The 25,166-nt window shown below is 62.4% G+C and carries 21 protein-coding genes; 8 read left to right on the top strand and 13 right to left on the bottom strand.

The window, feature by feature from the left end; all coding sequences use genetic code 11:
* Positions 1-10: 10 nt before the first annotated feature.
* The 6 genes from rodA to AC6GQJ_RS12460 form a co-directional block, all read right to left on the bottom strand.
* Positions 11-1,150 (bottom strand): rod shape-determining protein RodA, encoded by a 1,140-nt coding sequence (gene rodA, locus AC6GQJ_RS12435; protein WP_500768683.1) that lies wholly within the window; start codon positions 1,148-1,150, stop codon positions 11-13.
* Positions 1,147-3,090 (bottom strand): penicillin-binding protein 2, encoded by a 1,944-nt coding sequence (mrdA, locus tag AC6GQJ_RS12440; RefSeq protein ID WP_500768685.1) that lies wholly within the window; start codon positions 3,088-3,090, stop codon positions 1,147-1,149. Before mrdA ends, rodA begins: the two co-directional genes overlap by 4 nt.
* Entirely contained in the window at positions 3,087-3,626 is a 540-nt protein-coding gene (locus AC6GQJ_RS12445) for a rod shape-determining protein MreD (protein WP_500768687.1), read from the bottom strand. Before AC6GQJ_RS12445 ends, mrdA begins: the two co-directional genes overlap by 4 nt.
* Positions 3,623-4,540 carry a rod shape-determining protein MreC gene (gene mreC / locus AC6GQJ_RS12450; protein WP_500768689.1) on the bottom strand — a complete coding sequence of 306 codons (918 nt, stop codon included), beginning with the start codon at positions 4,538-4,540 and terminating at the stop codon, positions 3,623-3,625. The genes AC6GQJ_RS12445 and mreC overlap by 4 nt, the downstream gene beginning before the upstream one ends.
* A gap of 209 nt (positions 4,541-4,749) precedes the next feature.
* Entirely contained in the window at positions 4,750-5,796 is a 1,047-nt protein-coding gene (locus tag AC6GQJ_RS12455; protein ID WP_500768691.1) for a rod shape-determining protein, read from the bottom strand.
* A gap of 263 nt (positions 5,797-6,059) precedes the next feature.
* Entirely contained in the window at positions 6,060-7,631 is a 1,572-nt protein-coding gene (locus AC6GQJ_RS12460; protein WP_500768693.1) for a 2-isopropylmalate synthase, read from the bottom strand.
* 306 nt (positions 7,632-7,937) lie between these two features.
* Here AC6GQJ_RS12460 and AC6GQJ_RS12465 point away from each other — a divergent pair, with 306 nt between their 5' ends.
* From AC6GQJ_RS12465 to AC6GQJ_RS12475, 3 genes are all read left to right on the top strand, one after another.
* Positions 7,938-8,600, top strand: a complete 663-nt coding sequence (locus AC6GQJ_RS12465; protein WP_500768695.1) for an SDR family NAD(P)-dependent oxidoreductase — start codon at positions 7,938-7,940, stop codon at positions 8,598-8,600.
* On the top strand, positions 8,597-10,123 hold the full coding sequence (locus tag AC6GQJ_RS12470) for a cryptochrome/photolyase family protein (RefSeq protein ID WP_500768697.1): 1,527 nt from the start codon (positions 8,597-8,599) through the stop codon (positions 10,121-10,123). Before AC6GQJ_RS12465 ends, AC6GQJ_RS12470 begins: the two co-directional genes overlap by 4 nt.
* Before the next feature lie 181 nt (positions 10,124-10,304).
* Complete coding sequence (locus tag AC6GQJ_RS12475) at positions 10,305-11,075, top strand: class I SAM-dependent methyltransferase (RefSeq protein ID WP_500768699.1); 771 nt, start codon at positions 10,305-10,307, stop codon at positions 11,073-11,075.
* A 12-nt stretch (positions 11,076-11,087) separates the two neighbouring features.
* Here AC6GQJ_RS12475 and AC6GQJ_RS12480 read toward each other — a convergent pair whose 3' ends face one another.
* Both AC6GQJ_RS12480 and AC6GQJ_RS12485 read right to left on the bottom strand, forming a co-directional pair.
* Complete coding sequence (locus AC6GQJ_RS12480; protein WP_500768701.1) at positions 11,088-11,786, bottom strand: hypothetical protein; 699 nt, start codon at positions 11,784-11,786, stop codon at positions 11,088-11,090.
* Positions 11,786-13,294, bottom strand: coding sequence for an MORN repeat-containing protein (locus tag AC6GQJ_RS12485; RefSeq protein ID WP_500768703.1), 1,509 nt, complete (start codon positions 13,292-13,294; stop codon positions 11,786-11,788). The genes AC6GQJ_RS12480 and AC6GQJ_RS12485 overlap by 1 nt, the downstream gene beginning before the upstream one ends.
* Before the next feature lie 252 nt (positions 13,295-13,546).
* Here AC6GQJ_RS12485 and AC6GQJ_RS12490 point away from each other — a divergent pair, with 252 nt between their 5' ends.
* From AC6GQJ_RS12490 to AC6GQJ_RS12500, 3 genes are all read left to right on the top strand, one after another.
* On the top strand, positions 13,547-15,205 hold the full coding sequence (locus AC6GQJ_RS12490) for an NAD+ synthase (RefSeq protein ID WP_500768705.1): 1,659 nt from the start codon (positions 13,547-13,549) through the stop codon (positions 15,203-15,205).
* 217 nt (positions 15,206-15,422) lie between these two features.
* Entirely contained in the window at positions 15,423-16,193 is a 771-nt protein-coding gene (locus AC6GQJ_RS12495) for a hypothetical protein (protein ID WP_500768707.1), read from the top strand.
* An 11-nt stretch (positions 16,194-16,204) separates the two neighbouring features.
* Entirely contained in the window at positions 16,205-16,822 is a 618-nt protein-coding gene (locus AC6GQJ_RS12500) for a hypothetical protein (protein WP_500768709.1), read from the top strand.
* 185 nt (positions 16,823-17,007) lie between these two features.
* Here AC6GQJ_RS12500 and AC6GQJ_RS12505 read toward each other — a convergent pair whose 3' ends face one another.
* On the bottom strand, positions 17,008-17,934 hold the full coding sequence (locus AC6GQJ_RS12505) for an MBL fold metallo-hydrolase (RefSeq protein ID WP_500768711.1): 927 nt from the start codon (positions 17,932-17,934) through the stop codon (positions 17,008-17,010).
* Positions 17,935-18,124: 190 nt separating this feature from the next.
* Between AC6GQJ_RS12505 and gltX the strand changes: the two genes are divergently transcribed.
* Positions 18,125-19,447, top strand: a complete 1,323-nt coding sequence (gene gltX, locus AC6GQJ_RS12510; RefSeq protein ID WP_500768713.1) for a glutamate--tRNA ligase — start codon at positions 18,125-18,127, stop codon at positions 19,445-19,447.
* A 112-nt stretch (positions 19,448-19,559) separates the two neighbouring features.
* Here the strand turns inward: gltX and AC6GQJ_RS12515 are convergent, their stop codons facing one another.
* The 4 genes from AC6GQJ_RS12515 to AC6GQJ_RS12530 form a co-directional block, all read right to left on the bottom strand.
* On the bottom strand, positions 19,560-20,099 hold the full coding sequence (locus tag AC6GQJ_RS12515) for a gamma-glutamylcyclotransferase family protein (RefSeq protein ID WP_500768715.1): 540 nt from the start codon (positions 20,097-20,099) through the stop codon (positions 19,560-19,562).
* A complete protein-coding gene (locus AC6GQJ_RS12520; protein ID WP_500768717.1) occupies positions 20,096-20,965 on the bottom strand; it encodes an inositol monophosphatase family protein in 870 nt (289 codons plus the stop codon). Before AC6GQJ_RS12520 ends, AC6GQJ_RS12515 begins: the two co-directional genes overlap by 4 nt.
* Before the next feature lie 66 nt (positions 20,966-21,031).
* The gene (locus AC6GQJ_RS12525; RefSeq protein WP_500768719.1) at positions 21,032-23,560 is read right to left on the bottom strand and encodes an ABC transporter permease; all 2,529 of its coding nucleotides are present in this window, start codon (positions 23,558-23,560) and stop codon (positions 21,032-21,034) included.
* Positions 23,557-24,276, bottom strand: coding sequence for an ABC transporter ATP-binding protein (locus AC6GQJ_RS12530; RefSeq protein WP_500768721.1), 720 nt, complete (start codon positions 24,274-24,276; stop codon positions 23,557-23,559). Before AC6GQJ_RS12530 ends, AC6GQJ_RS12525 begins: the two co-directional genes overlap by 4 nt.
* Positions 24,277-24,327: 51 nt before the next feature.
* Between AC6GQJ_RS12530 and AC6GQJ_RS12535 the strand changes: the two genes are divergently transcribed.
* Positions 24,328-24,963 carry an arylesterase gene (locus AC6GQJ_RS12535; protein ID WP_500768723.1) on the top strand — a complete coding sequence of 212 codons (636 nt, stop codon included), beginning with the start codon at positions 24,328-24,330 and terminating at the stop codon, positions 24,961-24,963.
* Positions 24,964-25,166: the final 203 nt, after the last annotated feature.

A 25,166-nucleotide genomic window follows, 5' to 3' on the forward strand; every position in this document is an offset into this window, starting at 1 on the left:
GGGAATTTCCTTAACGGGGGCGGTGGACATGCGCGCTTTGGGCGAGGCCAAAGGCGAGCATCAGGACCAGCATGGCCGAACCGCCATAGCTGACCAGCGGAAGCGGCACACCGACCACGGGGGCAAGCCCCATGACCATCGACATGTTGACCGCGAAGAACAAAAAGAAGTTGAGCGCGATGCCCAGTGTGAGGAGCGAGGAAAATCTGTCCTTGTTCGCCAGTGCAGAGACCACGCAGAACAGAATGATCAGCGCATAAAGCGCAAGCAGCGAGAACGCCCCGACAAAGCCGAACTCCTCGGCCAATGTGGTGAAGATGAAGTCGGTATGTTTTTCGGGCAGGAAGTTCAGGCGGCTTTGCGTGCCTTGCATGAATCCGCGCCCCGTCCAGCCGCCGGAGCCTAGGGCGATCTTGGATTGCGTGATGTGATAACCCGCGCCAAGGGGGTCGGAACTGGGATCAAGGAAGGTGTCGATCCGGCGGAACTGGTAGTCCTTGAGCAGTTGCCAGTCCGTGCCGCGTGATTGCAGTACGGCGGTGATCAGGCCGATGCCTGCGGTGATGACAGCCGCGAAATAGGCCCAGTGCACGCCTGCCAGAAACATCAGCCCGCCCCCTGCGGCCATCAGCAGGATTGAGGTGCCAAGGTCGGGCTGGCGCAGCACCAGCGCGGTGGGCAGCAGGATCAGGATTACGGGCAGCAGCACCCAGAGCGGGCGGGATTTGCGCGCCACGGGCAGCCAGTCGTAATAGGCCGCCAGCATCAGAACCAACGTCACCTTCATCAGTTCGGACGGTTGCAGCCGCATAAAGCCAAGGTCAATCCAGCGTTGCGCGCCCATCCCGACAGAGCCGAACAGCTCAACACCGACCAGCAGCAATAGGGAACCCAGATAGGCCACCGACGCCATGTTGCGCCAAAACCATGCAGGCACCATGGCGATCATCACCATTAGTGTGAAACCGAGGGCAAACCGCTTCATCTGCGGTTCGGCCCACGGGGTATAAGACCCGCCCGCCACGGAATAGAGCATGAGGAACCCGACGCCCGCCACTGCAGCCAGCAACAGCGCCAGCGGCCAATTCAGGTACAGGATTTTGCGCAGGCCGGTGGGGACGTATTTGGCGTTATACTCAAGATAACTCATGCCTGATCCTTGCCGTTGATATTGGCGAGGGGTTCAATGCTGCGCAGCACGCGCTGCTGTTCACGGATGCGGGCGCGATCTTTGGGCGGATAGGCTTCGAGAGGGGGCTCGCCTCCTGCCAAGGCTTGCAGAGTGATGTCGCGGGCAATGGGGGCTGCTACGCTGGATCCGCCGCCGCCGTGTTCGACCACCACGGCCACCGCGATCTTGGGATTGTCGTGCGGGGCGAAGTTCACGAACAAGGCGTGGTCGCGCCGTTCCCACGGCAAATCCTGGTTGCGGGTCACGCCGCGCGCACGCTCGGCGGCGCTGATGTTGCGCACCTGCGAGGTGCCGGTTTTGCCCGACATGCGCATGGTGTCGTCGATGATGCGGCTGCCATAGGCGGTGCCGCGTCGGTCGTTCACCACTTCGAACATGGCCTGACGCATTTTGCGCAGGTTGTTTTCGTTCATACCCAGATCATTGCCGCCAATTGTCGGCTGTTCGATCCCGTCCACGGATTTGATCAGGCGCGGGCTGACATCGGTACCACTGGCCAGACGTGCGGTCATCACGGCCAGCTGCAAGGGCGAGGCGAGCATATAGCCCTGCCCGATAGAGGCGTTGACCGTGTCGCCAACAACCCAGTCCTGATTGTGGGTGCGCAGCTTCCACTCTTTGGTCGGGGTCAACCCTTGGGTCACGGCAGACATGGGCACATCGTGGCGCACGCCCAGACCGAACCGGTTGGCCATGGCAGTGATCTTTTCAATGCCGACCTTGAGGGCAAGGTCGTAATAGTACACGTCGCAGGACTGTTTGAGCGAATTCTTCAGATCGACCCAGCCGTGGCCTGCGCGCTTCCAGCAGTGGAACCGGCGGCCCGAGACTTCAAGGTGGCCGGGGCAATAGACCGTTTCGTCCGGCCCGACGATGCCTTCCTCGATGGCGGCCATGGCCGTCATCATCTTGAACGTCGATCCGGGGGGGTAGGCGCCTTGCACCGTTTTGGAGGCGAGCGGGCGGTACTTGTTCTCGGTCAGGGCCGCGTAATCTTTGGTCGAGATGCCGCGCACGAACAGATTGGGATCAAAGGTCGGGGCCGATGCGATGGCCAGCAGATCGCCCGAGTTCACGTCCATCACCACGGTGCTGGCGCTTTCCTCGCGCAACCGCGCCTGCACATAGCTTTGCAGTTTGGAATCAATCGTCAGTTGCAGGTCGGACCCCTGCGTGCCCTCGCGGCGGTCCAGTTCGCGCATCACGCGGCCTGTCGCGTTCACCTCGACCCGTTTGGCACCGCCTTTGCCGCGCAGCAGGCTTTCGGCCTTGGCCTCGACACCGACCTTGCCGATCTGGAAACGCGGAATGCGCAGCAACTGGTCAGGGTCTTCCAGCCGGTCGAGGTCATAGTCGCTGACAGGGCCGACATAGCCCAGCACATGCGCGTAATCCGATCCCAGCGGATAGACCCGCGACAGGCCAACCTCGGGCGTGACACCGGGCAGGGCGGGGGCATTGACGCTGACGCGGCTCAGGTCTTCCCACGACACCTCGTCCGCGAAGGTGATCGGCAGGAACGGAGCCGAGCGTTTCATCTCGGCCATGGCGCGGGTGACTTCCTCTTCGTCCAGCGGGACGATCTTGCCCAGCCGTTCGAGGACTTCTTCGACGTCGCCCGCGTCTTCGCGCACGATGACGATGCGATAGCTGGGAACGTTGCGCGCCAGTGGCACGCCATTGCGGTCAAAGATTTCGCCACGTGCGGGCGGGATGATGCGGATGTTGATGCGGTTTTCTTCGGCGAGCAGGCGGAACTGGTCGGCCTGTTCGACCTGAAGGAACTGCATCCGTGCGGCCAGACCACCGACGAACGCCAATTGCACACCGCCCAGAATGGCCGCGCGGCGGGTCAGCAGGCGATGGCCTGTTTCCGCATCTACCCGAGGCTGTTTCATGACCGCACCCCCTTGCCGCCCAGCTCCACAGGCGCGGCCTTGCGCACGCCCAGCACGCCATGCGTGATCGCCACCACCAGCGGATAGGCGACGATGGTCATAATAACCTGAATGACGGTCCCGCCAAAGGGCGGCGCATTCAGTAGCAAAAGGCCAAGGATCACGCGATAGGCCACAGCGATGCCGATAACGCAGATCGCCACCGATACGATCTCGGCCGCCAAGGTGGAATCGCGCAGGCTGCGCGACTGGGTCTTAAGCTGTTCGCAGCCGATCAGAGCCAGCACCGCCCACAAACCGGGGGGGCGCTGCAACAGAAGGTCGGCCAGCAGAAAGGTCAGTCCAAGCAGCACGGTCGGCACATATTCGGGCCGCCGCACCGACCACGCCATGGCAAAACACAGCACAAGGTTCGGCCAGATCCAGCCCCCCGTCGCCGTTTGCAGCGGCAGCAGGTGAAAGAACAGGATCGCCACGATCAGCGCCACAAAGGCGGTGCGCATGGTCCACAGGCGGGAAGGTTCGCGATCGCTCATTCGCTGGCCTCCGTCAGTTCCGGTGCGTCCGCGTCTGTGCTTGTGTCTGCGGGGGTCGCTGTCGCGCCCAGCACCTTGTTCGTGTCCGACACAGGCTCGGTCCCGTAGTGGCGCAGCACCCGCAGGAATTCGAGCCGCTCGTAATCCGCGGCAAGTCGCACGCGCAGCCGCCCGCCCGGATCGGCAGCGACCTGACCGATCAGCAGACCGGCGGGAAACACGCCGCCATCGCCGCTGGTCACGACGCGGTCGCCGGGGCGTACGAGGTCGGGGTTTTCAAGGAAATCAATGGGCGGTGCGGCAGAGTTGTCGCCCGCCACAATCGCCCGCTGTCCCGAGGGCTGGATGACGGCGGGAATGCGGCTTGAGGCGTCGGTAACCATGATAACGCGGGCGGTATTCTGCGCCACGCCCGACACTCGCCCGACAAGGCCGATGCCGTCCATGGTGGCCCAGCCTTCGACGATGCCATCGCGCGCGCCCACGTTCAACAGAACGGACTGACGAAAGGGTGAACCGGAATCGGCCAGCACGACGCCGGTGATATAGGTCAGGCGCGGATCAAGCCGCACATTGTTGAGGTCCAGAAGCCGCGCGTTTTCCTGTTCAAGCTGCAGCGCCGCCTCTTTCCACGCCTGCATCTGGCGCAACTCGCGCCGCAGTTCGGTGTTCTGTTCGACAATGCGCTGATAGCTTTGGAAATCGCGGGCCAGATTGATGGTGCCGGTAATGGGGGCCATGGCCCAATCAAGGTTCGGCACAATCCGGTCCGTGACCTGAGCGCGGAACCGTTCCACCCGTGGGCTGTCGATCCGCCACAGCAGGAAGATACCCGTCAGAAGCAACACCATGACAGCCAGAACTAGCCGCCTGAGCGGGCCGGCATAGTCCACATTCGAGCGGTCCTTGGCCAAAGGTGGGTCACCTCAATTCTGGGGCGCGTCCGTTGTGTCGTCCGCGCCATGCGCCTTGCAGGCAACTGTGCCGGACAGCCGCCATTTCAGGCAGGCGAAACCATCCGATGCCCGCTGCGGGCAATTATCTGTGTTCTGTTCATGCAGGGCAAGAACACTCTCGCCCCGCTGATGTTCTGGCGCGGTCAACAGATCGTGCGTGCAGCGCCTTAGCTGTCGTAGTCAATCGCGTGGCGCAGTTGCTTTTCGAACTCCAACGCCTTGCCGGTGCCCAGTGCCACACAGTTCAGCGATTCATCGGCGATAGACACAGCAAGGCCGGTCTGCTCGCGCAGGGCCAGATCCAAGTCGCCCAGCAGCGCGCCACCACCGGTCAGCATCACGCCACGGTCGACGATGTCCGCCGCCAGATCGGGGGGCGTGGTTTCCAGCGCGGTCATCACCGCTTCGCAGATTTGCTGCACAGGTTCGGCCAGCGCCTCAGCGATCTGTGCTTGGGTCACTTCGATTTCCTTGGGCACACCGTTCAGCAGGTCACGGCCACGGATTTGCATCGACGTGCCACGGCCATCGTCGGGCATGCGCGCTGTGCCGATGGAGGTCTTGATCCGCTCGGCAGTGGTTTCCCCGACGAGCAGGTTCTGCTGGCGGCGCAGGTAAGAGATGATCGCCTCGTCCATGCGGTCACCACCAACGCGGACGGAACGGGCATACACGATGTCGCCAAGGGACAAAACGGCCACCTCGGTTGTACCGCCGCCGATGTCGACAACCATGTTGCCGGTAGGGTCAGTGATGGGCATGCCTGCGCCGATGGCCGCAGCGATGGGTTCGGCGATCAGGCCCGCACGACGTGCGCCCGCAGACAGAACTGACTGGCGGATCGCCCGTTTTTCAACCGGCGTCGCACCATGCGGCACACAGACGATGATCTTGGGTTTGGAGAAGGTCGAGCGTTTGTGCACCTTGCGGATGAAGTGCTTGATCATTTCTTCGGCGGTGTCGAAATCGGCAATCACACCTTCGCGCATGGGGCGGATCGCCTCGATGCTGCCCGGTGTCCGGCCCAGCATCAGTTTCGCGTCTTCACCCACGGCCAGCACTTTTTTCACACCGTCCTTGATGTGATAGGCCACGACTGACGGTTCGGACAGGACGACGCCCTTGCCTTTCACGTATACGAGCGTGTTCGCAGTGCCGAGGTCAATCGCCATATCTGACGAGAATAATCCACCGAAATTTCCGAATATCGACATCTGCCGCCCACCTCGAATGCAGTATTGGCGCGCCGACTCGGCACGCGTATAGACCTCGCCTTATATGGCTGTGCGGGTGCGGATTAAAGCCCGTATTCCGGCGTAGATTGGCGGCAAACCGCACACGCTGTGTGCCGTGCAACCTGACCTTGCAAAAGGGTATGGGGTGCAGTGGCGGGTGCGTGCGTTTTGCGCTGACCAAAGGGGCCGTTTCGGGGTTCCCGCCCGAGCGCCCAAAGGGCATCGCGGGCGGGAAAAAGGTTTTAGCTTACGTCCTTATAGCTGACCTCGGCGCGGTCCTTGCCGGACTTTTCGCGGCGGACAAGCAGGCGGTTCAGGGCGTGCACATAGGCGCGTGTGCTGGCCACAACCGTGTCGGTATCCGCCGACTGGCCTGTGACAATACGCCCGTCTTCTTCCATCCGCACGGACACAGTGGCTTGGGCATCTGTGCCTTCGGTCACGGCGTGCACCTGATAGAGTTGCAGGCGGGCAGTGTGTTCGACCAGCGCCTTGATGCAGTTAAAGGACGCATCGACAGGGCCGTCGCCTGTCTGAGTCGTGCTTTGGTCGGTGCCGTCGATGTTCAGCACCATCTGCGCCTCTTGCGGGCCGTCCGTGCCACAGACAACACGCATGGATACCAGCTTGATCCGGTCTTCCTCGGCGTCGGTGGCGGTTCGCATCAGCGCGATCAGGTCGTCCTCGTAGATTTCCTTTTTGCGGTCGGCCAGCGCCTTGAAGCGCACGAATACGTCCTTAAGTTGGTTGTCGCCCAGTTCGAAGCCGAGGTCTTCGAGTTTCGAGCGCAGCGCGGCGCGGCCCGAGTGTTTGCCCATGACGATATTTGTTTCGGTCAGGCCCACATCGGCGGGGCGCATGATCTCGAACGTTTCGGCGTTTTTCAGCATGCCGTCCTGATGGATGCCGGATTCGTGCGCAAACGCGTTCTTGCCAACGATGGCCTTGTTGAACTGGACCGGAAAGCCGGAAACCGAGGCGACGCGGCGCGAGATGTTCATGATCTTGGTGCTGTCGATGCCGGTGCGGAACGGCATGATGTCATTGCGCACCTTGAGGGCCATCACGACTTCTTCCAGCGCGGTGTTGCCAGCGCGTTCGCCCAGACCGTTGATGGTGCATTCGATCTGGCGCGCGCCCGCCTCGACAGCGGCAAGGCTGTTGGCGGTCGCCATGCCGAGGTCGTTGTGGCAATGCGTGGCAAAGACGATTTCATCCGCACCGGGCACGTTTTCAAGCAGCTTGCGGATCAGCTCCGCACTTTCACGCGGGGCGGTATAGCCGACCGTGTCGGGGATGTTGATCGTGGTGGCCCCTGCCTTGATCGCGATTTCGACCACGCGGTAGAGGTAGTCGAGTTCGGTGCGGGTGGCATCCATGGGCGACCATTGCACGTTGTCACACAGGTTGCGCGCATGGCTGACGGTCTGTTCGATCCGTTCGGCCATTTCATCCATTGTCAGGTTCGGGATGGCGCGGTGCAGCGGCGAGGTGCCGATGAACGTGTGAATGCGCGGTTTCTCCGCGTGTTTCACGGCCTCCCAACAACGGTCGATGTCACCGATCTGAGCACGTGCCAGACCGCAGATTACCGAGTTGCGTGCATTCTTGGCGATCTCGCTGACGGCGTTGAAATCCCCTTCGGAAGCGATGGGAAATCCGGCCTCGATGATATCGACGCCCATGTCATCCAGCAGGCCCGCGATTTCGAGCTTTTCGGCGTGGGTCATCGTCGCGCCGGGGGATTGTTCGCCATCGCGCAGCGTCGTGTCGAAAATGACAACGCGGTCCTGGGTTTTGTCGTCTTGGGTCATGTTGGTATCTCTTTTTGAGTTCTGTTCCTGAAGCCTATGGCGCGCGGGCTGTCCTCTGAGCGGGCGCGCCGACTGGCTGCGCTCAGAGGCGAGATAGGAGCAAGAGACCACGGCCAAGCGCGCCCGAAAGGCGTGCGCAAGGGATATGTGCGTGGCGTGTCATGGCCCCGTTATATCGCGCCATTGGCAAATGGGAAGTCTGGATTCTGCCCTGTCTGCGCATTTGGCGGGTTCGGGACCCTCCGGGGGCAGTATTTATGGCCAAAAGAAGTTGATGGGTGCGCTGTGCAGCCTAGGTCAGCCTTCATGGAAAAGGTTTTGATTATTGGCGCTTCGGGCGGCATCGGGTCGGCCCTGTCGGCGGCATATGAGGGGCGCGGGGCTGAGGTGGATCGCCTGTCGCGTTCGAGCGACGGGTTGGATGTGACGGATGCGGCATCAGTGGCGCGCCATCTGGGCGGGCGCGGGCCGTATGACCGTGTGGTCGTGGCGACCGGCGCGCTGGAGATTGCGGGCGCGGCACCTGAGAAGACGATTAAAGGGTTGGATGAGGATGCGATGGCGGCACAGTTTGCGTTGAACGCAATTGGTCCGGCGCTGGTCCTGTCGCATATGCATAATTTGTTGCCGCGCGACCGCAAAGCGGTTTTCGCCGTGCTGTCGGCGCGGGTGGGGTCGATCGGGGATAACCGGATTGGCGGTTGGATCAGTTATCGCAGCGCCAAGGCGGCAGTGAACCAGATCGTGCACACGGCAGCGATTGAACTAGCACGCTCGCACAAACAGGCGGCGGTTGTTGCGCTGCATCCTGGCACTGTCGCGACGCCGTTTACCGAGAAGTATCTGGGCCGCCACCCGTCGGTGCCCGCAACCGAGGCGGCGGAAAATCTGATCGCTGTTATGGACGGATTGGATGCGGCGCAGACGGGTGGATTTTACGACTATTCCGGTGCGGAGGTGGCGTGGTGAGCCGCCTGATCCTGATCCTTGGCGACCAGTTGAGCGAGGACATCGTGGCGCTGCGAGAGGCTGACAAGGACAGCGACATCGTTGTCATGGCCGAGGTGGGGGAGGAGGGAAGTTACGTCCAGCATCACCCTAAAAAAATCGCGCTGGTACTGGCGGCGATGCGCAAGTTTGCGCAGCTGTTGCGCGATGCGGGTTGGGAGGTCGCCTATAGCGAGTTGGACGACACAGAGAATACGCAGAGCATTGCCGGAGAGTTGATCCGCCGTGCCGACCAGTTTGGTACAGCGCAGGTGCTTGCCACTCGTCCGGGGGAGTTCCGTCTGATCGAGGCGCTTGAGGACTGTCCGCTGGATGTGCGCCTGCTGGAGGACGACCGGTTTGTCGCCTCGCACGCGGAGTTCGAGGCGTGGGCCGACGGTCGCAAGGCGCTGCGGATGGAGTATTTTTACCGCGAGATGCGTCGTAAGACCGGCCTTTTGATGGAGGGGGACAAACCTGCGGGGGGCAAGTGGAATTTCGATCACGAGAACCGCAAGCCTGCGCCAGACGATGTCAGTTTTTCCGGCCCCATGCAGTTCACACCGGACGAGACCGTCGAGGCGGTTCTTGATCTGGTCGAGCGGCGGTTTGGCAATCATTTCGGGGACTTGCGCCCGTTCTGGTTCGCCACGGATCAAGGGCAGGCGCGGCGCGCGCTGGCACATTTCGTCAAATACGGGCTGGCGCGGTTCGGGGATTTTCAGGACGCGATGCTGGACGACAACGCGTTCCTTTATCACGCTTTGGTGTCGCCATATCTCAACATCGGCTTGCTGGATCCGATGGAGGTATGCCGTGCGGTGGAAGCGGCGTGGAAGGCGGGGGATGTGCCGATCAATGCCGCCGAAGGCTTTATCCGGCAGGTCATCGGCTGGCGCGAATATGTGCGCGGCATCTACTTTCACGAGGGGCCGGAGTATGCGCGGCGGAACGGGCTGAACCACCAGCGCAAGCTGCCTGCGTTCTACTGGGGGTCCGAGACGAAAATGCGCTGTGTTTCCAAGGCGGTAGCGCAGACCCAGACCGAGGCATATGCGCACCATATCCAGCGTTTGATGGTCACGGGGAACTTTGCCTTGCTGGCGGGGATCAACCCCAATGAAGTGTCCGAATGGTATCTGGCCGTCTATGCGGATGCGTTCGAGTGGGTCGAGGCCCCCAATGTTGTGGGCATGTCGCAATTTGCGGACGGCGGTGTGATCGCGTCGAAACCCTATGTAAGTTCAGGAGCTTACATCAACCGGATGTCGGATCACTGCAAGAAATGCGCTTATAAGGTCAGCGTGAAAACGGGCGAGGGGGCGTGCCCGTTCAACCTGCTCTATTGGCATTTCCTTGACCGGCACCGCGACCGTTTGGAGGGCAATCCGCGCATGGGCAATATGTACCGCACGTGGGACCGGATGGACGCCGAAAAGCGCGAAACGGTGCTGGCCGAGGCGGAGGATTTTCTGGATCGGATGAGCGCGGGCGAGGTCGTTTAGGGGCGATTTTGGCTGTGCACAGGGTGTGCACAGGCTGTGCACCGTGCGTACACCGGAATGGTGCATTTGCCGGAGGCATGGTGCGTCGGGGCGGCCTTGTCTGCGCTGGGCGGGGCTGGGGCCGAAAAGGCGTGCGAGTTGTGCTAGGATGGGCGCGCAAGGCGACATCGGGAGCATTGGTATGACAGGCGACTATCTGGCGATCAATCGGGACATGTGGAACCGCGATGCCCCTGATTGGGTCGGCATCGCCGAAGAGTTGTGGGCGCTGGACACGCCGCGATGGGGCACGTGGGGCAACAGCGAGACGGAGCTGTCCCTGTTGCCTGACGATATGGCGGGGCGCGATGCGGTCGAGCTTGGCTGTGGAACGGGATATGTCGCGGGCTGGATGGCGCGGCGCGGTGCGCGGGTCACGGCCATCGACATCTCGGCGGCGCAACTGACCACGGCGCGCAGGCTGGCGGCGCTGCATGGGGCCGATATCACGTTCATCGAAGGCAATGCCGAGGCGACGGGCCTGCCTGACGCCGCCTTTGACTTTGCGATCTCGGAATACGGGGCGTCGATCTGGTGCCCGCCCGAGTCGTGGTTGCGCGAGGCGTGGCGCCTTTTGCGGGCTGGCGGGCGGCTGGTGTTTCTGGGCAACCACCCGCTGTCCCTGCTGTGTTCACCGTTGGATGGGTCGCCTGCGGACAAAATGCTGCACCGCCCTTACCGCGATATGTGGGGCGCGGACTGGACCGAGGTGGCGTTCGAGCCGTCGGGCGTCTGTTTCAATCTGACGTGGTCGGGCTGGATGGCGTTGTTCCACCAGATCGGATTCACGGTGGAACGCTATCAGGAGCTATACGCCCCCGCGCATGCGGAAGGGACGCGGGCGGCAATTCCTGCGGCGTGGGCCAAAGAGTATCCGGTGGAGCAGGTCTGGCATTTGGTGAAACCCGCCTGAAGGACGACGCGCCTAAGGGTCGGCCGCAACGCAGGCTTCGAATGCGTCGATGTCGCGTTCTTCGCTGATCTGGGGGCTACAGGCGGTGACCTTCTGCACGCAGGTCACATCGAGTTTCGGGAACTGGCAGGCGGTCATTGCGGCCAGAAGCGCCTGCGCTGCCGCGTCGTCCCATTCGGCACCGGCGGGGATGCCCGCGATGTTGATGCCGAGGGCGCGCGCGATCGGGGTGCCTGCGCCGTCCATCGACCATTCGGTCTGCACGGTTTGGCCGTTTTGCAAAGTCAGGGTTGCGGACAGGCTGTCGGCTTCGAGCATGTCGTGAAAGGTGCCGAAGGCGGGGGCCTCGCCCTCGCCATGCCAGAGCCGGTCGCGCAATGCGCGCCCTGTGCTGATCGCATATTCCACGATGCGCCCGCGTTCGCCCTGCGCCTCGATCTGTTTGGCGGCAAAGCCTTTGGGGGTGAGTGTGGCGACGGGGCCGGAAGTGACAAGATCGGGCGTGCCGTCGGGCAGGGAGATTAGCGCGTAAACCCGCCCGACCGGATTGCGGTAAAGATGCAGCGCAAAGCCTGCGTCATTGGTGGTGGTGGCGGCGCGGGTTTCGAAATCCTGCACCGGTTCGTTCCAGCCTTCCACAAAGGTCCAGTCGGCCCAAGCGGGACAGCCCGCAGCGATCAGCCACAGGCACAGCGCGCCGGTGCGGTGCATCAGCCGTCTTCTGCCGCTGTGTCATCCGCGGCGGTGTCATCCGCAGGGGCATCGGTGCTGGCGTCGTCGGTCGCCGTGTCAGCTTCGGTGGCCTCTGCGTCTTCGTCAGCGTTAGCGGGGGCGGCTTCTTCGCTCAGGGCGCCGCTGTCCCATTGGCCTGCGGCCTCTTCGCCCGAGGCATAGCGCATTACGCCTGCGCCCTGACGTTTGCCAGCCTTGAACATGCCTTCGTAGACGTCGCCATTGGCGTAGGTTGCGGTGCCTTGCCCGTCGATTTCGCCGCGCATCCACGCGCCGTCATAGATAAAGCCCGAGGCCATTTCGATGCGGCCCTGACCGTGGCGCTGTCCGGCCTCGAACTGGCCGGTATAGACGGTGCCATCGGGGTAGGTTGCGGTGCCCATGCCGTGGCGCTGCCCGTCCAGCCATTCCCCTTCGTAGCGGTAGCCGTCGGCATAGGTCATCACGCCCTGACCGTGGTTGCGCGCGTTCTTGAATCCGCCTTCGTAGACGACGCCGTTCGGGTAGGTCGCCTTGCCGGTGCCTTCGATCACGCCCGCGACCCAGTCGCCTTCATAGGTGGAGCCGTCTGTGTAGGTGATCTTGCCCTTGCCATTGGCGAGGTCGTTTTCGAACGTGCCTTCGTAGACCGCGCCATCGGGATAGGTCACGCGCCCTTCGCCCTCGATCTGGCCAGCGGCCCACTGGCCGATATAGGTGTAGCCGTCATTGCCGATAAAGGTGCCTTGGCCGTGGCGGCGGTCATCTGAGAACTCGCCTTCGTAGACGTCGCCGTTGGAATAGGTCACGCGGCCTTTGCCTTCGCGGCGGCCTTCGGTCAGGTCGCCTTCGTAGACGTCGCCATTGGGTTGGGTCAGCGTGCCTTTGCCGTCGATCTGCCCGTCATTCCACAGGCCCACATAGATCAGCCCGTCGGGCATGGTCAGCGTGCCGGTGCCCTGACGCACGCCATTGGCGATTTCGCCGTCATAGACCGCGCCATCGGGGTAGGTGATCACGCCCATCCCCTGTTTGACGCCGTCGACCCAGTCGCCTTTGTATTCATAGCCGCCGGGGCTTTGCATGACGCCCTTGCCGTGGTGGCGGGCGTTGCGGAATTCGCCCTCGTAGCGGACACCATTGGCATAAAGCGCAATGCCCGATCCGGTGATCGCGCCTGTGTCCCAGTCGCCCTCATAGGTGCCGCCATCTGCGAAGGTGATCTTACCAAAGCCGTCGGGTTTGCCTTTGGAAAACGCGCCTTCGTAGACCGAGCCGTTGGGGAAGCGCGCAACACCTTCGCCCTTGATCTCTCCGTCCACCCACGTGCCGGTGTATTCGTAGCCGTTGGGCAGGCGGTAGGTGCCTTGCCCGTGTTGCAAGCCGCCGCGGAAGGTGCCTTCGTAGATGCCGCCATCGTCATATTGCTTGGTCAGGACCGCGTCTGACTGTGCCGCAGCCGCCATGGGCAGGAGGGCAAGACAGAAGATGAGACTGCGCAGGGACATGGAATACCTCAAAGATTCGTTGGCCCGCGTCGGTGCAGCAGGCGGGGTGAGCCTAGGACAGGGGGCGGCTGTGGGCAATGGTCTTAACCACGAGCGGCGGGTTCCGGGGCGGAGGTGGAAGGGGGGCCAGCCCCCCGTCCTGCGGACTCCCCCCGGGATTTTGTGGAACAGAGAAGGGGACGCGGTGGTTTGGGTGGGTTTCCTACGGGGCGGTTTCTGCTACATCAGCCGTGACGAAAAAGGAGCGCCCTTATGGCTGACAGATTCCGCATCACGCTGGGCCAGTTGAACCCGACGGTTGGTGATATTGACGGCAACGCGGCCAAGGCGCGTGCGGCGTGGGAAGAAGGGCGTGCGGCGGGGGCCGATCTGGTGGCGCTGCCCGAGATGTTCATTGCCGGTTACAACGCGCAGGATCTGGTGATGAAGCCCGCGTTCTATGCGGCGGCGATGAAGGCGGTTGAGGCCTTGGCAGAGGCTTGCGCGGACGGGCCTGCGTTGGCCATAGGCGCGCCATGGGCCGAGGGCACGGAGTTGTTCAACGCCTATCTGATCTGCAAGGGTGGGAAGATCGCGGCGCGTGTGCTCAAGCATCATTTGCCCAACGAGACCGTCTTTGACGAGGTGCGTATCTTTGATGCGGGGCCGTTGGCGGGGCCTTATTCGGTCGGGGATACGCGCATTGGCAGCCCGATTTGCGAGGATGCGTGGCATTCCGACGTGGCCGAGACATTGGCCGAGACGGGGGCCGAGTTCCTGTTGGTGCCCAACGGGTCGCCCTATTACCGTGGCAAGTTCGAAACCCGCATCAACCATATGGTGGCGCGTGTGGTCGAGACGGGTTTGCCGTTGATCTACCTCAATATGGTGGGCGGGCAGGATGATCAGGTCTTTGACGGGGGGAGCTTTGCGCTCAACCCTGGGGGCAAGCTGGCGGTGCAGTTGCCGCTGTTCGACGCGATGGTGGCCCATGTGGATCTGGAGCGCGGGCCGGAGGGCTGGCGCGTGGTCGAGGGCGAGAAGGCACGCCATCCCGATGCGTGGGAGCAGGATTACCGCGTGATGGTCACGTCCTTGCGCGATTATTGCGGCAAGACGGGGTTCAAGAAGGCGTTGCTGGGTATGTCCGGTGGCGTCGATTCCGCGCTGGTGGCGACGATTGCCGCGGATGCGCTTGGGCCTGAAAACGTGCGCTGTGTCATGTTGCCGTCGGAATATACCTCGTCCCACAGTCTGGAAGATGCGGAGGCCTGCGCAAAGGCGCTTGGCTGTCACTATGACTATGTGCCGATCGGGGCGACGCGGGCGGCGGTGACAGAAACGCTCGCGCCGATGTTCGAAGGGTTGGACGAGGATCTGACCGAGGAAAACGTGCAGAGCCGGATACGCGGATTGCTGTTGATGGCGCTGTCGAACAAGTTCGGCGAGATGCTGTTGACCACGGGCAACAAGTCGGAAGTCGCGGTGGGCTATGCCACCATCTATGGCGACATGGCGGGCGGCTATAACCCGATCAAGGATCTGTACAAAACGCGCGTGTTCGAGACCTGCCGCTGGCGCAATGCCAACAAGCGGGACTGGATGCTGGGCAATGAGGGCGAGGTCATTCCGACCCGTATCATCACCAAGCCGCCAAGTGCCGAGTTGCGCGAGGACCAGAAGGACAGCGACAGCCTGCCGGATTATCCCGAACTGGATGCGCTGCTGGAGATTCTGGTGGATCGGGACGGGTCGATTGCCGATTGCGTCGCCGCAGGGTTCGACGCCGATGTGGCGCGCAAGATCGAGCGGCTGGTGTATCTGAGCGAATACAAACGTTTCCAGTCGGCCCCCGGTGCGCGGTTGACCAAGGGCGCGTTCTGGCTGGACCGTCGCTATCCAATCGTGAACCGCTGGCGCGATCCGGGGTAAGGGGAGTGTGCGGTTTGCGGACCTTTCAGACTTTTGCCGCGTGCGCGTCCAAGTCCAGTTCTGCGAACCATTAACAAACGGTGGCTTTTTACATCTAACTAGGAAGTGTCGGCTGCAAGTGTAGCAATTCATCCGATCCTCCCCGAGTCAATAAGCATTGACACTTTCTTCGGGGCTGTCAGGGTTTATTGGTCTGAATTTGAATGGCATCTCGACTATGACATCGCTTAATCCAGCGTCCCTTGCGTCAGTTCTTGGAGACGTTGCACCATTCTTCAAAAACTCTAGTTCGGCGCCGTTGACCAGAGTCGCTCTTAAAAAGGTAATTTTTGAGATAGCGCCTTTCATTGAGAGAAAATTATCGCCGGAGCCCCCGCCAACCACCCAGATATCCCATTCCGCATTGCAAATCTTCGTGAAATCGATCGCTCGACCACTGGAGAGAAAGCGCGAAGAAGGAGGCCTAGAAAATATATGGAAGGTTGCTGGCCTGAAACGTAGTGAAGTGCGCATTTCAGCAGCTTTGGTCAACCTGTGGCAGGAAAGCTTCGCTGGTATCAGGTCGAGGATCTTCCTAGCTGAATATCTAGGCTTCGCATTGCCGAGTGTAGACTGGCATGTCGAGCTTGCTCGAGGATATCAAGTTGACACGGAAATCTGTCCCCTTGGGGAAGTCCAAGACAGAGTGGATATTATCATTAGGACCGAAGATCACTTGATCGCTGTAGAGGTTAAGGTCGATGCGGGCCTAGGAAATATGCAATTGGAGCGATATCGCGATAGTTTGGAGCTAAGCGGGGCCTATCAGTCCCGCCAGCCTCATGTAGTGTTTCTGGCACCGTTCGCAGCCTCAGCCGAACGTGTAGCGGACACAAGCTGGTCAGACATCGCGACAGCCGCCGAACGCGCAGCAGGCCTGCCCGTGCGCGAACGTGGCTTTACTGCCCAGGTAATCGCCATGTTCGGCTATTATGTTAAGACGTTTTGATGGAGAAAAATATGGATGATGTAGACAGCGATGTAGGGGCGATGATTGTCCAAAATATTGAAGTGTTTCAAGCCGCGTTCGAGTACGCCGAGACACGTATGAATGATTTGCTGGGCAAAAAAGTCATTGAGATATTCGAGACGCAACAAAAATTGATCAAGGGGGATGGGGATGAACCTGAGGAGCTGGGTGACATCATTAGTATAGCTTCCCCCGCATGGCGCATACCATCTGATAGCGACACTACCCCAAAGCACAAAATTTGGGTGACGTTCGAAGGAACTGGGGATGACGAGAAGATATGGCTTTCGGAGTTTGCTGGCGTCCAAGGCGCTGGCATTGTCCTGAAGCTTTCCACGGTCCTTAAGAAAAAGCAATTTAGGGAAATGGTGAAAAATAATGCCGAGATTCAAGATGGTTTCCGATCTCTTGGAATGACTATCGATCCGGGCGTTTGTTTTGTCCTCCCAATTAAATTTGATCGTGAGCTTCTCGCTCAAGGCTTTGCCGACGAAGATCTTACCGAGGCTTTGGAGCCACTTGCCGCTGGTCTTCGGCACATCTTAGAAGCAAACGAGCTTACGACAGCGCTGCTTCAAGCCATCTGCGCGATTGAGCAGGCCCAATAAATCTCGCGCGCATCGATGATAGTAGCCCCCATCACTAGTCAGAGGTAGCGGAAAATCGCGACATTGTAGAATTTCGGCGGTTTAGGCTCGGAACCTCCCTTTGCAAAAGAGTGCGCTGACACCACCTCAACCACTGTTGGCCCATGGCGGCGACGCGTTGATGTTCGTCGCCGCCATGGATCGTGTCAGACCATCAGCTGATAGCTGTGCGCGGCGTAGCGGTAGCCGCCATCGCCGTTCTTTTCGACATAGCCGATGCCGGGCCATGGCATGTGGTAGCCGATAAAGGCGGTGCGGTCGGCGGCCATCATGTCGAGCATGCGTTTGCGCGTGGCGGCGGCCATTTCCTTGTCCATGTCGAACTTCACTTCCCATTCGGGGTGGGCGAGCGACCAGACATAGTGGTTGGCGAAATCCGCGCCGATGACCAGTTGGGTGCCGCCGTCCTCGACCATATAGGCCATATGTCCGGGCGAGTGGCCGAAGGCGGCCATGGCGGTGATGCCCGAGGCAGGTGCGCCGCCATCATCCAGCATGGTGAACTGTTCGGCCAGCGGGGCGATCTTGGTGTCAAACCCTTCGTTGCCCATGCTGGACCAAGCGTTGAATTCGGTCGCGCCCGTGATGTAGGCGGCATTGGCGAAGGTGGGTGTGCCGTCGGTCGAGATGCCGCCGATATGGTCGCCGTGCATGTGGGTGATCACCACTTTGTCGATCTGGTCGGCAGTGTAGCCTGCGGCCTCGATTGCCTGCACGGTGGCGGCGCCCTGAAGCCCTGTGTCGAACAGGATCAGTTCGGCGCCGTTGTTGACCAGCGTGGGGGTAAAGAAGAACTGCGAAACGTCTGTCGGCAGGCCCTCGGCGGCGGAGACTTCGGCGAATTCGTCATCGTCCACGTTGAGGCCGAAAATCGTGTGCGGGTTTTCCACGGGGCGGGTGCCGGCCAGCAGGGTTGTCACCTCGAAGCTGCCGACTTTGACACGGCGGAAGTTCTCTTGGGCGATTCCCATCATGGGGGCGGCGGCGCGGACATTGGTGGCTGCGGCGGCCAGTGGCAGCGCGGCAGCACCCATCAAAGCAGAGCGGCGCGACAGTTTCGGGGACGTAGACATAGCGGTTCTCCTTGTTGTTTGATGGTTCAATCTAGCACGGGTTTGCGACAGTCACGTGCGTTCACGGAAAAATCATCACGCCGGTTGCAGGTGAGGCGGGTGGCAGGACCGCGCCGCCGCAAAGGGCGTGCCAAACTGGACAAGGTGGCCCCCCTGTGACAAGGCATGCGCGACAGTCCGGAGAGTATTCATGACCACCACCCGTTTCGCCCCATCGCCCACAGGTTACATCCACGTAGGCAACCTGCGCACGGCGCTGATGAATTACCTGATCGCACGCAAGGCGGGCGGCACCTTTATCCTGCGTATCGACGACACGGATCCCGAACGCTCCAAAGAGCATTACGTGGACGGGTTGAAGGCCGATCTGGAATGGTTGGGCCTGCACTGGGATCGGGTCGAGCGCCAGTCCGAGCGGTTGGACCGCTATCACGAGGCAGCGGACCAGTTGCGCGCGGCGGGGCGGTTCTATGAGGCGTTCGAGACGCCGACCGAACTGGACCTCAAGCGCAAGAAACAGCTCAACATGGGCAAGCCGCCGGTCTATGACCGCGCCGCCCTGTCGCTGAGCGAGGCCGAGAAGGATGCGTTGCGTGCCGAGCGTGGCACCGGCGTATGGCGGTTCAAGCTGGATCAGGAGCGGATCGAGTGGAACGACGGCATTCTGGGCGACATCAGCATTGATGCGGCATCGGTGTCGGACCCTGTGTTGATCCGTCAGGACGGTCAGGTTCTTTATACCATCGCGTCGGTGGTGGATGATGTCGAAATGGGCGTGACAAATGTTGTGCGCGGGTCGGATCACGTGACCAATACTGCCACGCAGATCCAGATCATCGAAGCGCTTGGCGGCACGCCGCCTGCCTTTGCGCACCATTCGCTGCTGACCGGCCCACAGGGTGAGGCGCTGTCCAAACGTCTGGGCACCTTGGCGCTGCGCGATCTGCGCGAGCGTGGGGTGGAGCCGATGGCGCTGCTGTCGCTGATGGCGCGGCTTGGGTCGTCCGATCCGATCGAGTTGCGCACCGATATGGCCGCGCTGATCGACGGTTTTGATATTTCGCGTTTCGGCTCGGCCCCGACAAAGTTCGACGAGGCCGACCTGTTCCCGCTGACGGGGCGTTATTTGCAGACGCTGCCGCTGGAAGATGTGGCGGGCCGGATCGAGGCGATTGGTGTGCCTGCGGACATGGCCGCGCCGTTCTGGACCGTGATGCGCGAGAATATCGAGACGCTGAACGATCTGGACGCGTGGTGGGCCCTGTGCCGTGATGGCGCCGATCCGGTGATCGAGGACGAGGACCGCGAGTTTGTGGCGCAGGCCATGGCGATGCTGCCCGAGGGGCCGTTCGGGGCGGACACGTGGTCCACATGGACCGGCGCGGTCAAGGAAGCCACGGGCCGCAAGGGGCGCGGGTTGTTCATGCCACTGCGCAAGGCGCTGACCGGACAGGCGCACGGGCCGGATATGGCCGCGCTGATGCCGCTGTTGCAGGTTGTGAAGGCGCGCTGATCCGATGCCCCGTCGCGCCGGTTGATAACGGCCCTTCGGGGAGGATTTTTTGGAACAGAGAAGGGGGCGGGTACGCCCCTTTTTCATGTCCGGTTGTCTGTTCGGTTTGTGATTAATGCACTTGGGCCAGCAGGCGGTCTGTGAGGGCGCGTTCCTGCGGTGTGAGGACTTGGGCGCGGGGGTAAAGCGGTGCTGCGCGGTCATCGTGCACGGGCGTGTCCCAGCCGTCGGTGGTGGCAAAGAACGCTTCGGCTCCGGCCTGTCCGAATTCGCGGACAAATCCCTGTACCACCACGTCGAGATAGCTGAGCAATATCCGGTGGCCGTTGCCGCCGCGCTGGTTTTCCGGCTGTACGCGGTAGGCGGCAATCTGGCTGGCGGAGGCGCCGTGGGTCACATGGGCGGTGGTGTCGATGCGCCCGTAGCCGGTTTCGCGCAGATCAAGCGCGGCCCAGTCGCCTTGTGGTACGCTGGCGATCAGCCCATTGATTGCATGCCCTGCCGCCGGTTCGATGGACAAAAACACCACGTCGCGCCGGTCGGTGCAGACCCATTTGCGCCGCCAGCCGTGCAGCGTGGCGGTTTGCGCCTCGGGGTAGCTGTGCGTGGCGCGGTTGACGAGGCTGCCATAGCCGAAGAACCAAGGGGTCATGCAGGCTGCAACAGGCCGGAAAAGTGGTTGGCGACCTCGTCCCACACCTGTGGTGAAGAGGCCGAGAGCAGGTAGCCCGAGGTGAGAGATGCCGAATAGGCGCTGCCGTCGAGCATTTGGGACACGCCGCCCGCCTGTTGGCACAGCAGCACGCCCGCCGCGTGGTCCCAGCAGTTCAGGTGGCCGGAAAGAATGAAATCCGCCGCCCCTGTAGCGAGCAGGCGGTATTCATGGGCCGAGCAGCGTAGCGTGCCGACATAGGCCAGCGCGCCCACTTTGGACCACATGAACGCGCGGTGCGCGGGCGGCATGAGGCGGATGTGCATGTAGCCTGCAAGCTTGTCCATCGGCTTGGGCGCGGCGGTCTGCACGGGGCGGCGGCGGCCCGAGGTGGCCTGCCACTGGGTGGGTGAGGTGTTGTCGGTCAGGATCAGGTCATTGCCAACGGGGTCATAGATCAGGCCGAACACCGGCTGGCCAAAGCGGCAGACGGCGATGATCGTACCGAACAGCGGCATGCCGTGCGCGAAGTTCCACGTGCCGTCCACGGGGTCGATGATAAAGCTCAGCTCGGCCTCGGCGATGCCGTCCAGCAGGTCGGGGGATTTCGACACGGCCTCTTCCCCCAGCACAAGCGCGTGGGGAAAGGCGATTTGCAGGCCGCGGGTGATCATCGCCTCGGCCCCTGTGTCGGCGGCGGTCACCAGATCGGTTTCGTCTTTCTTGGTGGCGATGTCGCCCGCGTCGAGGCGGCGGAAGCGGGGCATGATCTCGGCCTTGGCGGCGCGGCGCACCAGATTGATCAGTTGCGTCTTTTGCGCGGGCGTCAGGGGGGCGGTCACGGGCATCGGCAGTTGGTCGGTCATGGTGGGCCTTTCGTGGGTCGGATTTGTGCGCAAACTGGCATGGGTGGCACGGACCCGCAACGCGGCTTATTCGCGCCCGCGCAGTACCTGTGCCGGACGTGCCGCCAATGGCCCCCATGCAAAGGCCAGCCCCGCGATCAGGGTCGCGATCACCCCGCCGCTGATGATGCCCAGTGCAGAAGGCCAGATCACGGTAAAGTCGGTTTCCATCACAAAGGTGCTGACGGCCCAGCCGCCTGCGATCCCTGCGGCCAGTGCAACCAATCCCGCACCGAGGCCCAGCAGCGCGGCGCGCAAGGCAAAGCTGAGCAGGATGCGGCGCCGCGTGGCGCCAAGGGTCTTGAGCACCGCCGCCTCGAAGGTGCGGGCTTGGGTGCCTGCGGCTGCGGCCCCGATTAGCACGAGAAAACCGGTCAGCAGCGTTGCCGCCGCGCCATAAGAGGTGGCCGCCGCGACCCCCGCCAGCACGTCGCTGACGCGGTCGATGGCGTCGCGCACGCGGATGGCGGTGATGTTGGGATAGGCGTTGGCAAGGTCGCGCAGAATTTGCGCCTCGGCCTGTTCTTCGGCGTAGACGGTCGAGATGAACGTGTGGGGGGCGCCCTCCAACGCGCTTGGGTTCATGGTGAGGATAAAGCCGATGCCAGCGGTCGAAAAATCAACCTCGCGGAAGGAGGTGATGGTGCCGGTGATGTCGCGGCCCAGAATGTTCATGGTCAGCGTGTCGCCCAGTTCGATGCCCATCTCCTCGGCCTCTTCGGCGGCAAAGCTGATCTGGGGCGGGCCGGTGTAATCCTCGGGCCACCATTCGCCGGCGGTGATGCGGGTGTCGGCAGGGGGTTCGGCGGCATAGGTCAGGCCGCGATCGCCGCGCACGACCCAGTGGTTGCCCGCCACTTCACGCGCGGGTTTTCCGTTGATCTGTGTAACCACGCCGCGCAGCATGGGCGCGCTGTCGATGCGGCTGACGGCGGGGTCGTTTTCAAGCCGTTCGGTATAGCCGTCCATCTGGTCGCGCTGGATGTCGACGAAGAAATAGCTGGGGGCCACGTCGGGCAGGTTGCCCGAGATCGCGTTGCGCAGGTTGCCGTCGATCTGGCCGACAGCAGACAGGACCGACAGGCCCAGCCCCAGCGATAGTACCACGGATGCCGCCCCTTCACGGGTGCCCGAGATCGCGCCAAGCGCCCACCGCAAGGCAGGACGCCCTTGAGCGCGGGGGGCAGCAATGCGCGACAGCCAGCGAATGCCCGTTGCGGCCAGCGCCAGCAGGGCAAGGGCAAAGGCAATGCCGCCCGCCGTCCAGAGGGTGAGCATCCACGTACCGGAGAACAGGCCCGCCAGTCCGATCAGCGCGGCGAGACCGATGCCGATCCACACCAGATAACGCGGCGCGGGCAACATGCGTGTGCTGCCCAAGGCGTCGCGGAACAGGGTGGCGGCGCGCACATCCTCGGCCCGTGCGAGAGGCCAGAGGGTGAAGACAAAGGCGGTCAGCAATCCGTAAATCGCGGATTCGATCAGGGGCGCGGGGAAGATGCCAAAGCTGGCCGGAATGGGCAGGCGCGCCTCGATCATCGGGCCGAGGGCGACGGGGATCAGCGCGCCAAGGGTCAACCCAATGGCGATGCCGATCAGGCTAAGCGCGCCGATCTGAATGAAATAGGTCTGGAAGATCGTGGCGCGTTCGGCCCCCAAGGTGCGCAGGGTCGCGATGACGCTGGTTTTTTCCGCCAGATAGGCGCGCACAGCGGCAGAGACCCCGACGCCGCCCACGGCAAGACCCGACAGCCCGACAAGCACTAGAAACGCGCCGAGCCGTTCGACAAAACGCGTCACGCCAGGCGCACCGTTGCGCGAATCCGTCCAGCGCATACCGGCGTTCTGGAAGTTGTCCTGCGCCTGCGTCTTCAGCGCGGCGAGGTCGGTGTCGTCAGGCAGGGTCAGGCGGTATTTCGAGGAAAAGAGCGTGCCCGAGGCCAGAAGCTGTGCGTTTTCGAGGGCGCTGCGCAAGACGATGGTGCGCGGGCCAAGGGCAAAGCCGCCCGCCGCGCTGTCGGGCTCGCGGCTGAGTTCTGCGGTCAGGGTAAACTCCTGCGTGCCAAGGCGGAACGTGTCGCCCACGGCAAGGCCGAGGCGGTCGATCAAGGCGCGCTCCATCACGCCACCGGGGCGGCCGTTCTGATCCGCAAGGGCGGTGGCAAGGGGGATGGCTGGGGTCAGTTGCACTGCGCTGACAAGGGGGTACAGGTCATCGACCGCCTTGATCTGGGTCAGCCCGCGTTCGGCCCCGTCGGGGCCATCGACCACGGCCATGGACCGGAAATCCGCGATCTCGGACACGTTTGTGGCGATGCTGTCCATCCACGCCCGTTCTTCGGCATCAGCAAAGCGATAGGTGAATTCCATCTCGGCATCGCCGCCAAGAAGGGCGGCACCTTCGCGTTCCAACCCCGCCTCGATGGCAGAGCGGACGGAGCCGACAGCGGCGATGGCCGCAACGCCGAGGGCAAGGCAGGCTAGGAAGATGCGAAAGCCGCGCAGACCACCGCGCAATTCGCGGCGGGCAAATCGGGCGGAGGTGGCAAGGCTCATTCTGCGGCGGCCTTCTGGTCGGGCGTGGCGGGCTTGGACGCGGCTTCGGAGACGAGCCGCCCGTCCTCGAGCCGGATCACGCGGTCGCAGCGGTCGGCCAGTTCGGGTGCGTGGGTCACAAGGACAAGGGTCGCCCCATGCCGGTCGCGCAGGGAAAACAGCATGTCCATGATCGCCGCACCATTTGCGCCATCAAGGTTGCCGGTGGGTTCGTCGGCCAGCAGGATTTCGGGCCGTGTCACGCAGGCACGGGCAAGGGCAACGCGCTGCTGTTCGCCTCCGGACATCTGGCTGGGATAGTGGGTGGCGCGGTGGGACAGGCCGACGGCCTCGAGCTCGGCCCGCGCGCGGTCAAAGGCGTCGCGTGCGCCTGCGAGTTCCAGCGGCGTGGCGACATTTTCCAGCGCGGTCATGGTGGGGATCAGGTGGAAAGATTGGAAGACGACCCCCATGTGGCCGCGGCGAAAACGGGCAAGCGCGTCCTCGTTCATCGCTGTCAGATCTTGCCCCAAGGTGTGGATCGCACCGCCCGTGGCACGCTCCAACCCGCCCATAACCATCAACAGTGACGACTTGCCCGAGCCGGAAGGGCCGACCAGCCCAACTGTCTCGCCCCGCGCGATATCAAGCGATATGCCATGCAGGATTTCGACGGGTCCGGCATTGCCATCCAGACGTAGTGCTGCATTTTTGAGGGAGAGGACTGGATCGGACATCAAGCAGCACCTTTATTGTGTGTTAGAGGGACATATGGAGGTCACAGCGACATGAGCAAGGTACTAGGCGCAATTGTTGTGTTTTTGTGGCCAGTTGCCGCAGGAGCGGAAACGGTGACAATCGCCGCTTTGGGCGACAGTCTGACCCAAGGCTATGGCCTGCCCGCCGAGGACGGTTTTGTCCCGCAGCTAGAGCAATGGCTGCGCGATCAAGGGCAGGATGTGCGCGTGATCAACGCGGGCGTGTCGGGCGATACGACCGCGGGCGGTCTGTCGCGCGTTGCGTGGACACTGACGCCGGATGTGGATGCGATGATTGTGACGCTGGGCGGCAATGATGTGCTGCGCGGGATCGACCCCGAAGTGAGCCGCGCCAATTTGGATGGTATCTTGCAGGCGGCCGATGCAGCCGAGGTCGAGGTTCTGCTGGTCGGCATGCAGGCGCCGGGCAATTATGGGCCGGACTACAAAACCGCGTTCGACAGCATGTATCCCGATCTGGCAGGACAGTATGGCACCTTGCTCGCCCCCAGTTTCTTCGAGGGGCTGGGCGGGATTGATGCGGAGCCTGCCGTGGTGCGCGCCTTTATGCAGCCCGATGGTATCCACCCCAACGCGGACGGGGTGGCGCGCATTGTGGAAACGCTTGGGCCCGATGTGATCGCGTTGTTGGGGCAGATCGACTAGGTTCGCGCCCTCGGGGATCCAACGGACGCCGTGCCGGCGACGACATTTTTCAGGGGCTTCGCCCCGTCCTTCGGACTCCCCACAGTATTTCCTGCCAAAAGAATTTGGGGCGGGTGCGCGGTTTCTTTTGGCCAAAAATACTGCCGCCGGAGGCTCCGACATCTGCAAACAAAAAAGCGGCGCATCAGGTGCGCCGCCGGTTC

Source organism: Tateyamaria sp. 7Alg 36 (genome assembly GCF_059882455.1).

Excerpts from the sequence above, each read along its gene's own strand:
- rodA (WP_500768683.1), bottom strand. The coding sequence starts at position 1,150 with ATGAGTTATCTTGAGTATAACGCCAAATACGTCCCCACCGGCCTGCGC.
- mrdA (WP_500768685.1), bottom strand. The coding sequence starts at position 3,090 with ATGAAACAGCCTCGGGTAGATGCGGAAACAGGCCATCGCCTGCTGACC.
- AC6GQJ_RS12445 (WP_500768687.1), bottom strand. The coding sequence starts at position 3,626 with ATGAGCGATCGCGAACCTTCCCGCCTGTGGACCATGCGCACCGCCTTT.
- AC6GQJ_RS12455 (WP_500768691.1), bottom strand. The coding sequence starts at position 5,796 with ATGTCGATATTCGGAAATTTCGGTGGATTATTCTCGTCAGATATGGCG.
- AC6GQJ_RS12460 (WP_500768693.1), bottom strand. The coding sequence starts at position 7,631 with ATGACCCAAGACGACAAAACCCAGGACCGCGTTGTCATTTTCGACACG.
- AC6GQJ_RS12465 (WP_500768695.1), top strand. The coding sequence starts at position 7,938 with ATGGAAAAGGTTTTGATTATTGGCGCTTCGGGCGGCATCGGGTCGGCC.
- AC6GQJ_RS12475 (WP_500768699.1), top strand. The coding sequence starts at position 10,305 with ATGACAGGCGACTATCTGGCGATCAATCGGGACATGTGGAACCGCGAT.
- AC6GQJ_RS12480 (WP_500768701.1), bottom strand. The coding sequence starts at position 11,786 with ATGCACCGCACCGGCGCGCTGTGCCTGTGGCTGATCGCTGCGGGCTGT.
- AC6GQJ_RS12485 (WP_500768703.1), bottom strand. The coding sequence starts at position 13,294 with ATGTCCCTGCGCAGTCTCATCTTCTGTCTTGCCCTCCTGCCCATGGCG.
- AC6GQJ_RS12490 (WP_500768705.1), top strand. The coding sequence starts at position 13,547 with ATGGCTGACAGATTCCGCATCACGCTGGGCCAGTTGAACCCGACGGTT.
- AC6GQJ_RS12495 (WP_500768707.1), top strand. The coding sequence starts at position 15,423 with ATGACATCGCTTAATCCAGCGTCCCTTGCGTCAGTTCTTGGAGACGTT.
- AC6GQJ_RS12500 (WP_500768709.1), top strand. The coding sequence starts at position 16,205 with ATGGATGATGTAGACAGCGATGTAGGGGCGATGATTGTCCAAAATATT.
- AC6GQJ_RS12505 (WP_500768711.1), bottom strand. The coding sequence starts at position 17,934 with ATGTCTACGTCCCCGAAACTGTCGCGCCGCTCTGCTTTGATGGGTGCT.
- gltX (WP_500768713.1), top strand. The coding sequence starts at position 18,125 with ATGACCACCACCCGTTTCGCCCCATCGCCCACAGGTTACATCCACGTA.
- AC6GQJ_RS12515 (WP_500768715.1), bottom strand. The coding sequence starts at position 20,099 with ATGACCCCTTGGTTCTTCGGCTATGGCAGCCTCGTCAACCGCGCCACG.
- AC6GQJ_RS12520 (WP_500768717.1), bottom strand. The coding sequence starts at position 20,965 with ATGACCGACCAACTGCCGATGCCCGTGACCGCCCCCCTGACGCCCGCG.
- AC6GQJ_RS12525 (WP_500768719.1), bottom strand. The coding sequence starts at position 23,560 with ATGAGCCTTGCCACCTCCGCCCGATTTGCCCGCCGCGAATTGCGCGGT.
- AC6GQJ_RS12530 (WP_500768721.1), bottom strand. The coding sequence starts at position 24,276 with ATGTCCGATCCAGTCCTCTCCCTCAAAAATGCAGCACTACGTCTGGAT.
- AC6GQJ_RS12535 (WP_500768723.1), top strand. The coding sequence starts at position 24,328 with ATGAGCAAGGTACTAGGCGCAATTGTTGTGTTTTTGTGGCCAGTTGCC.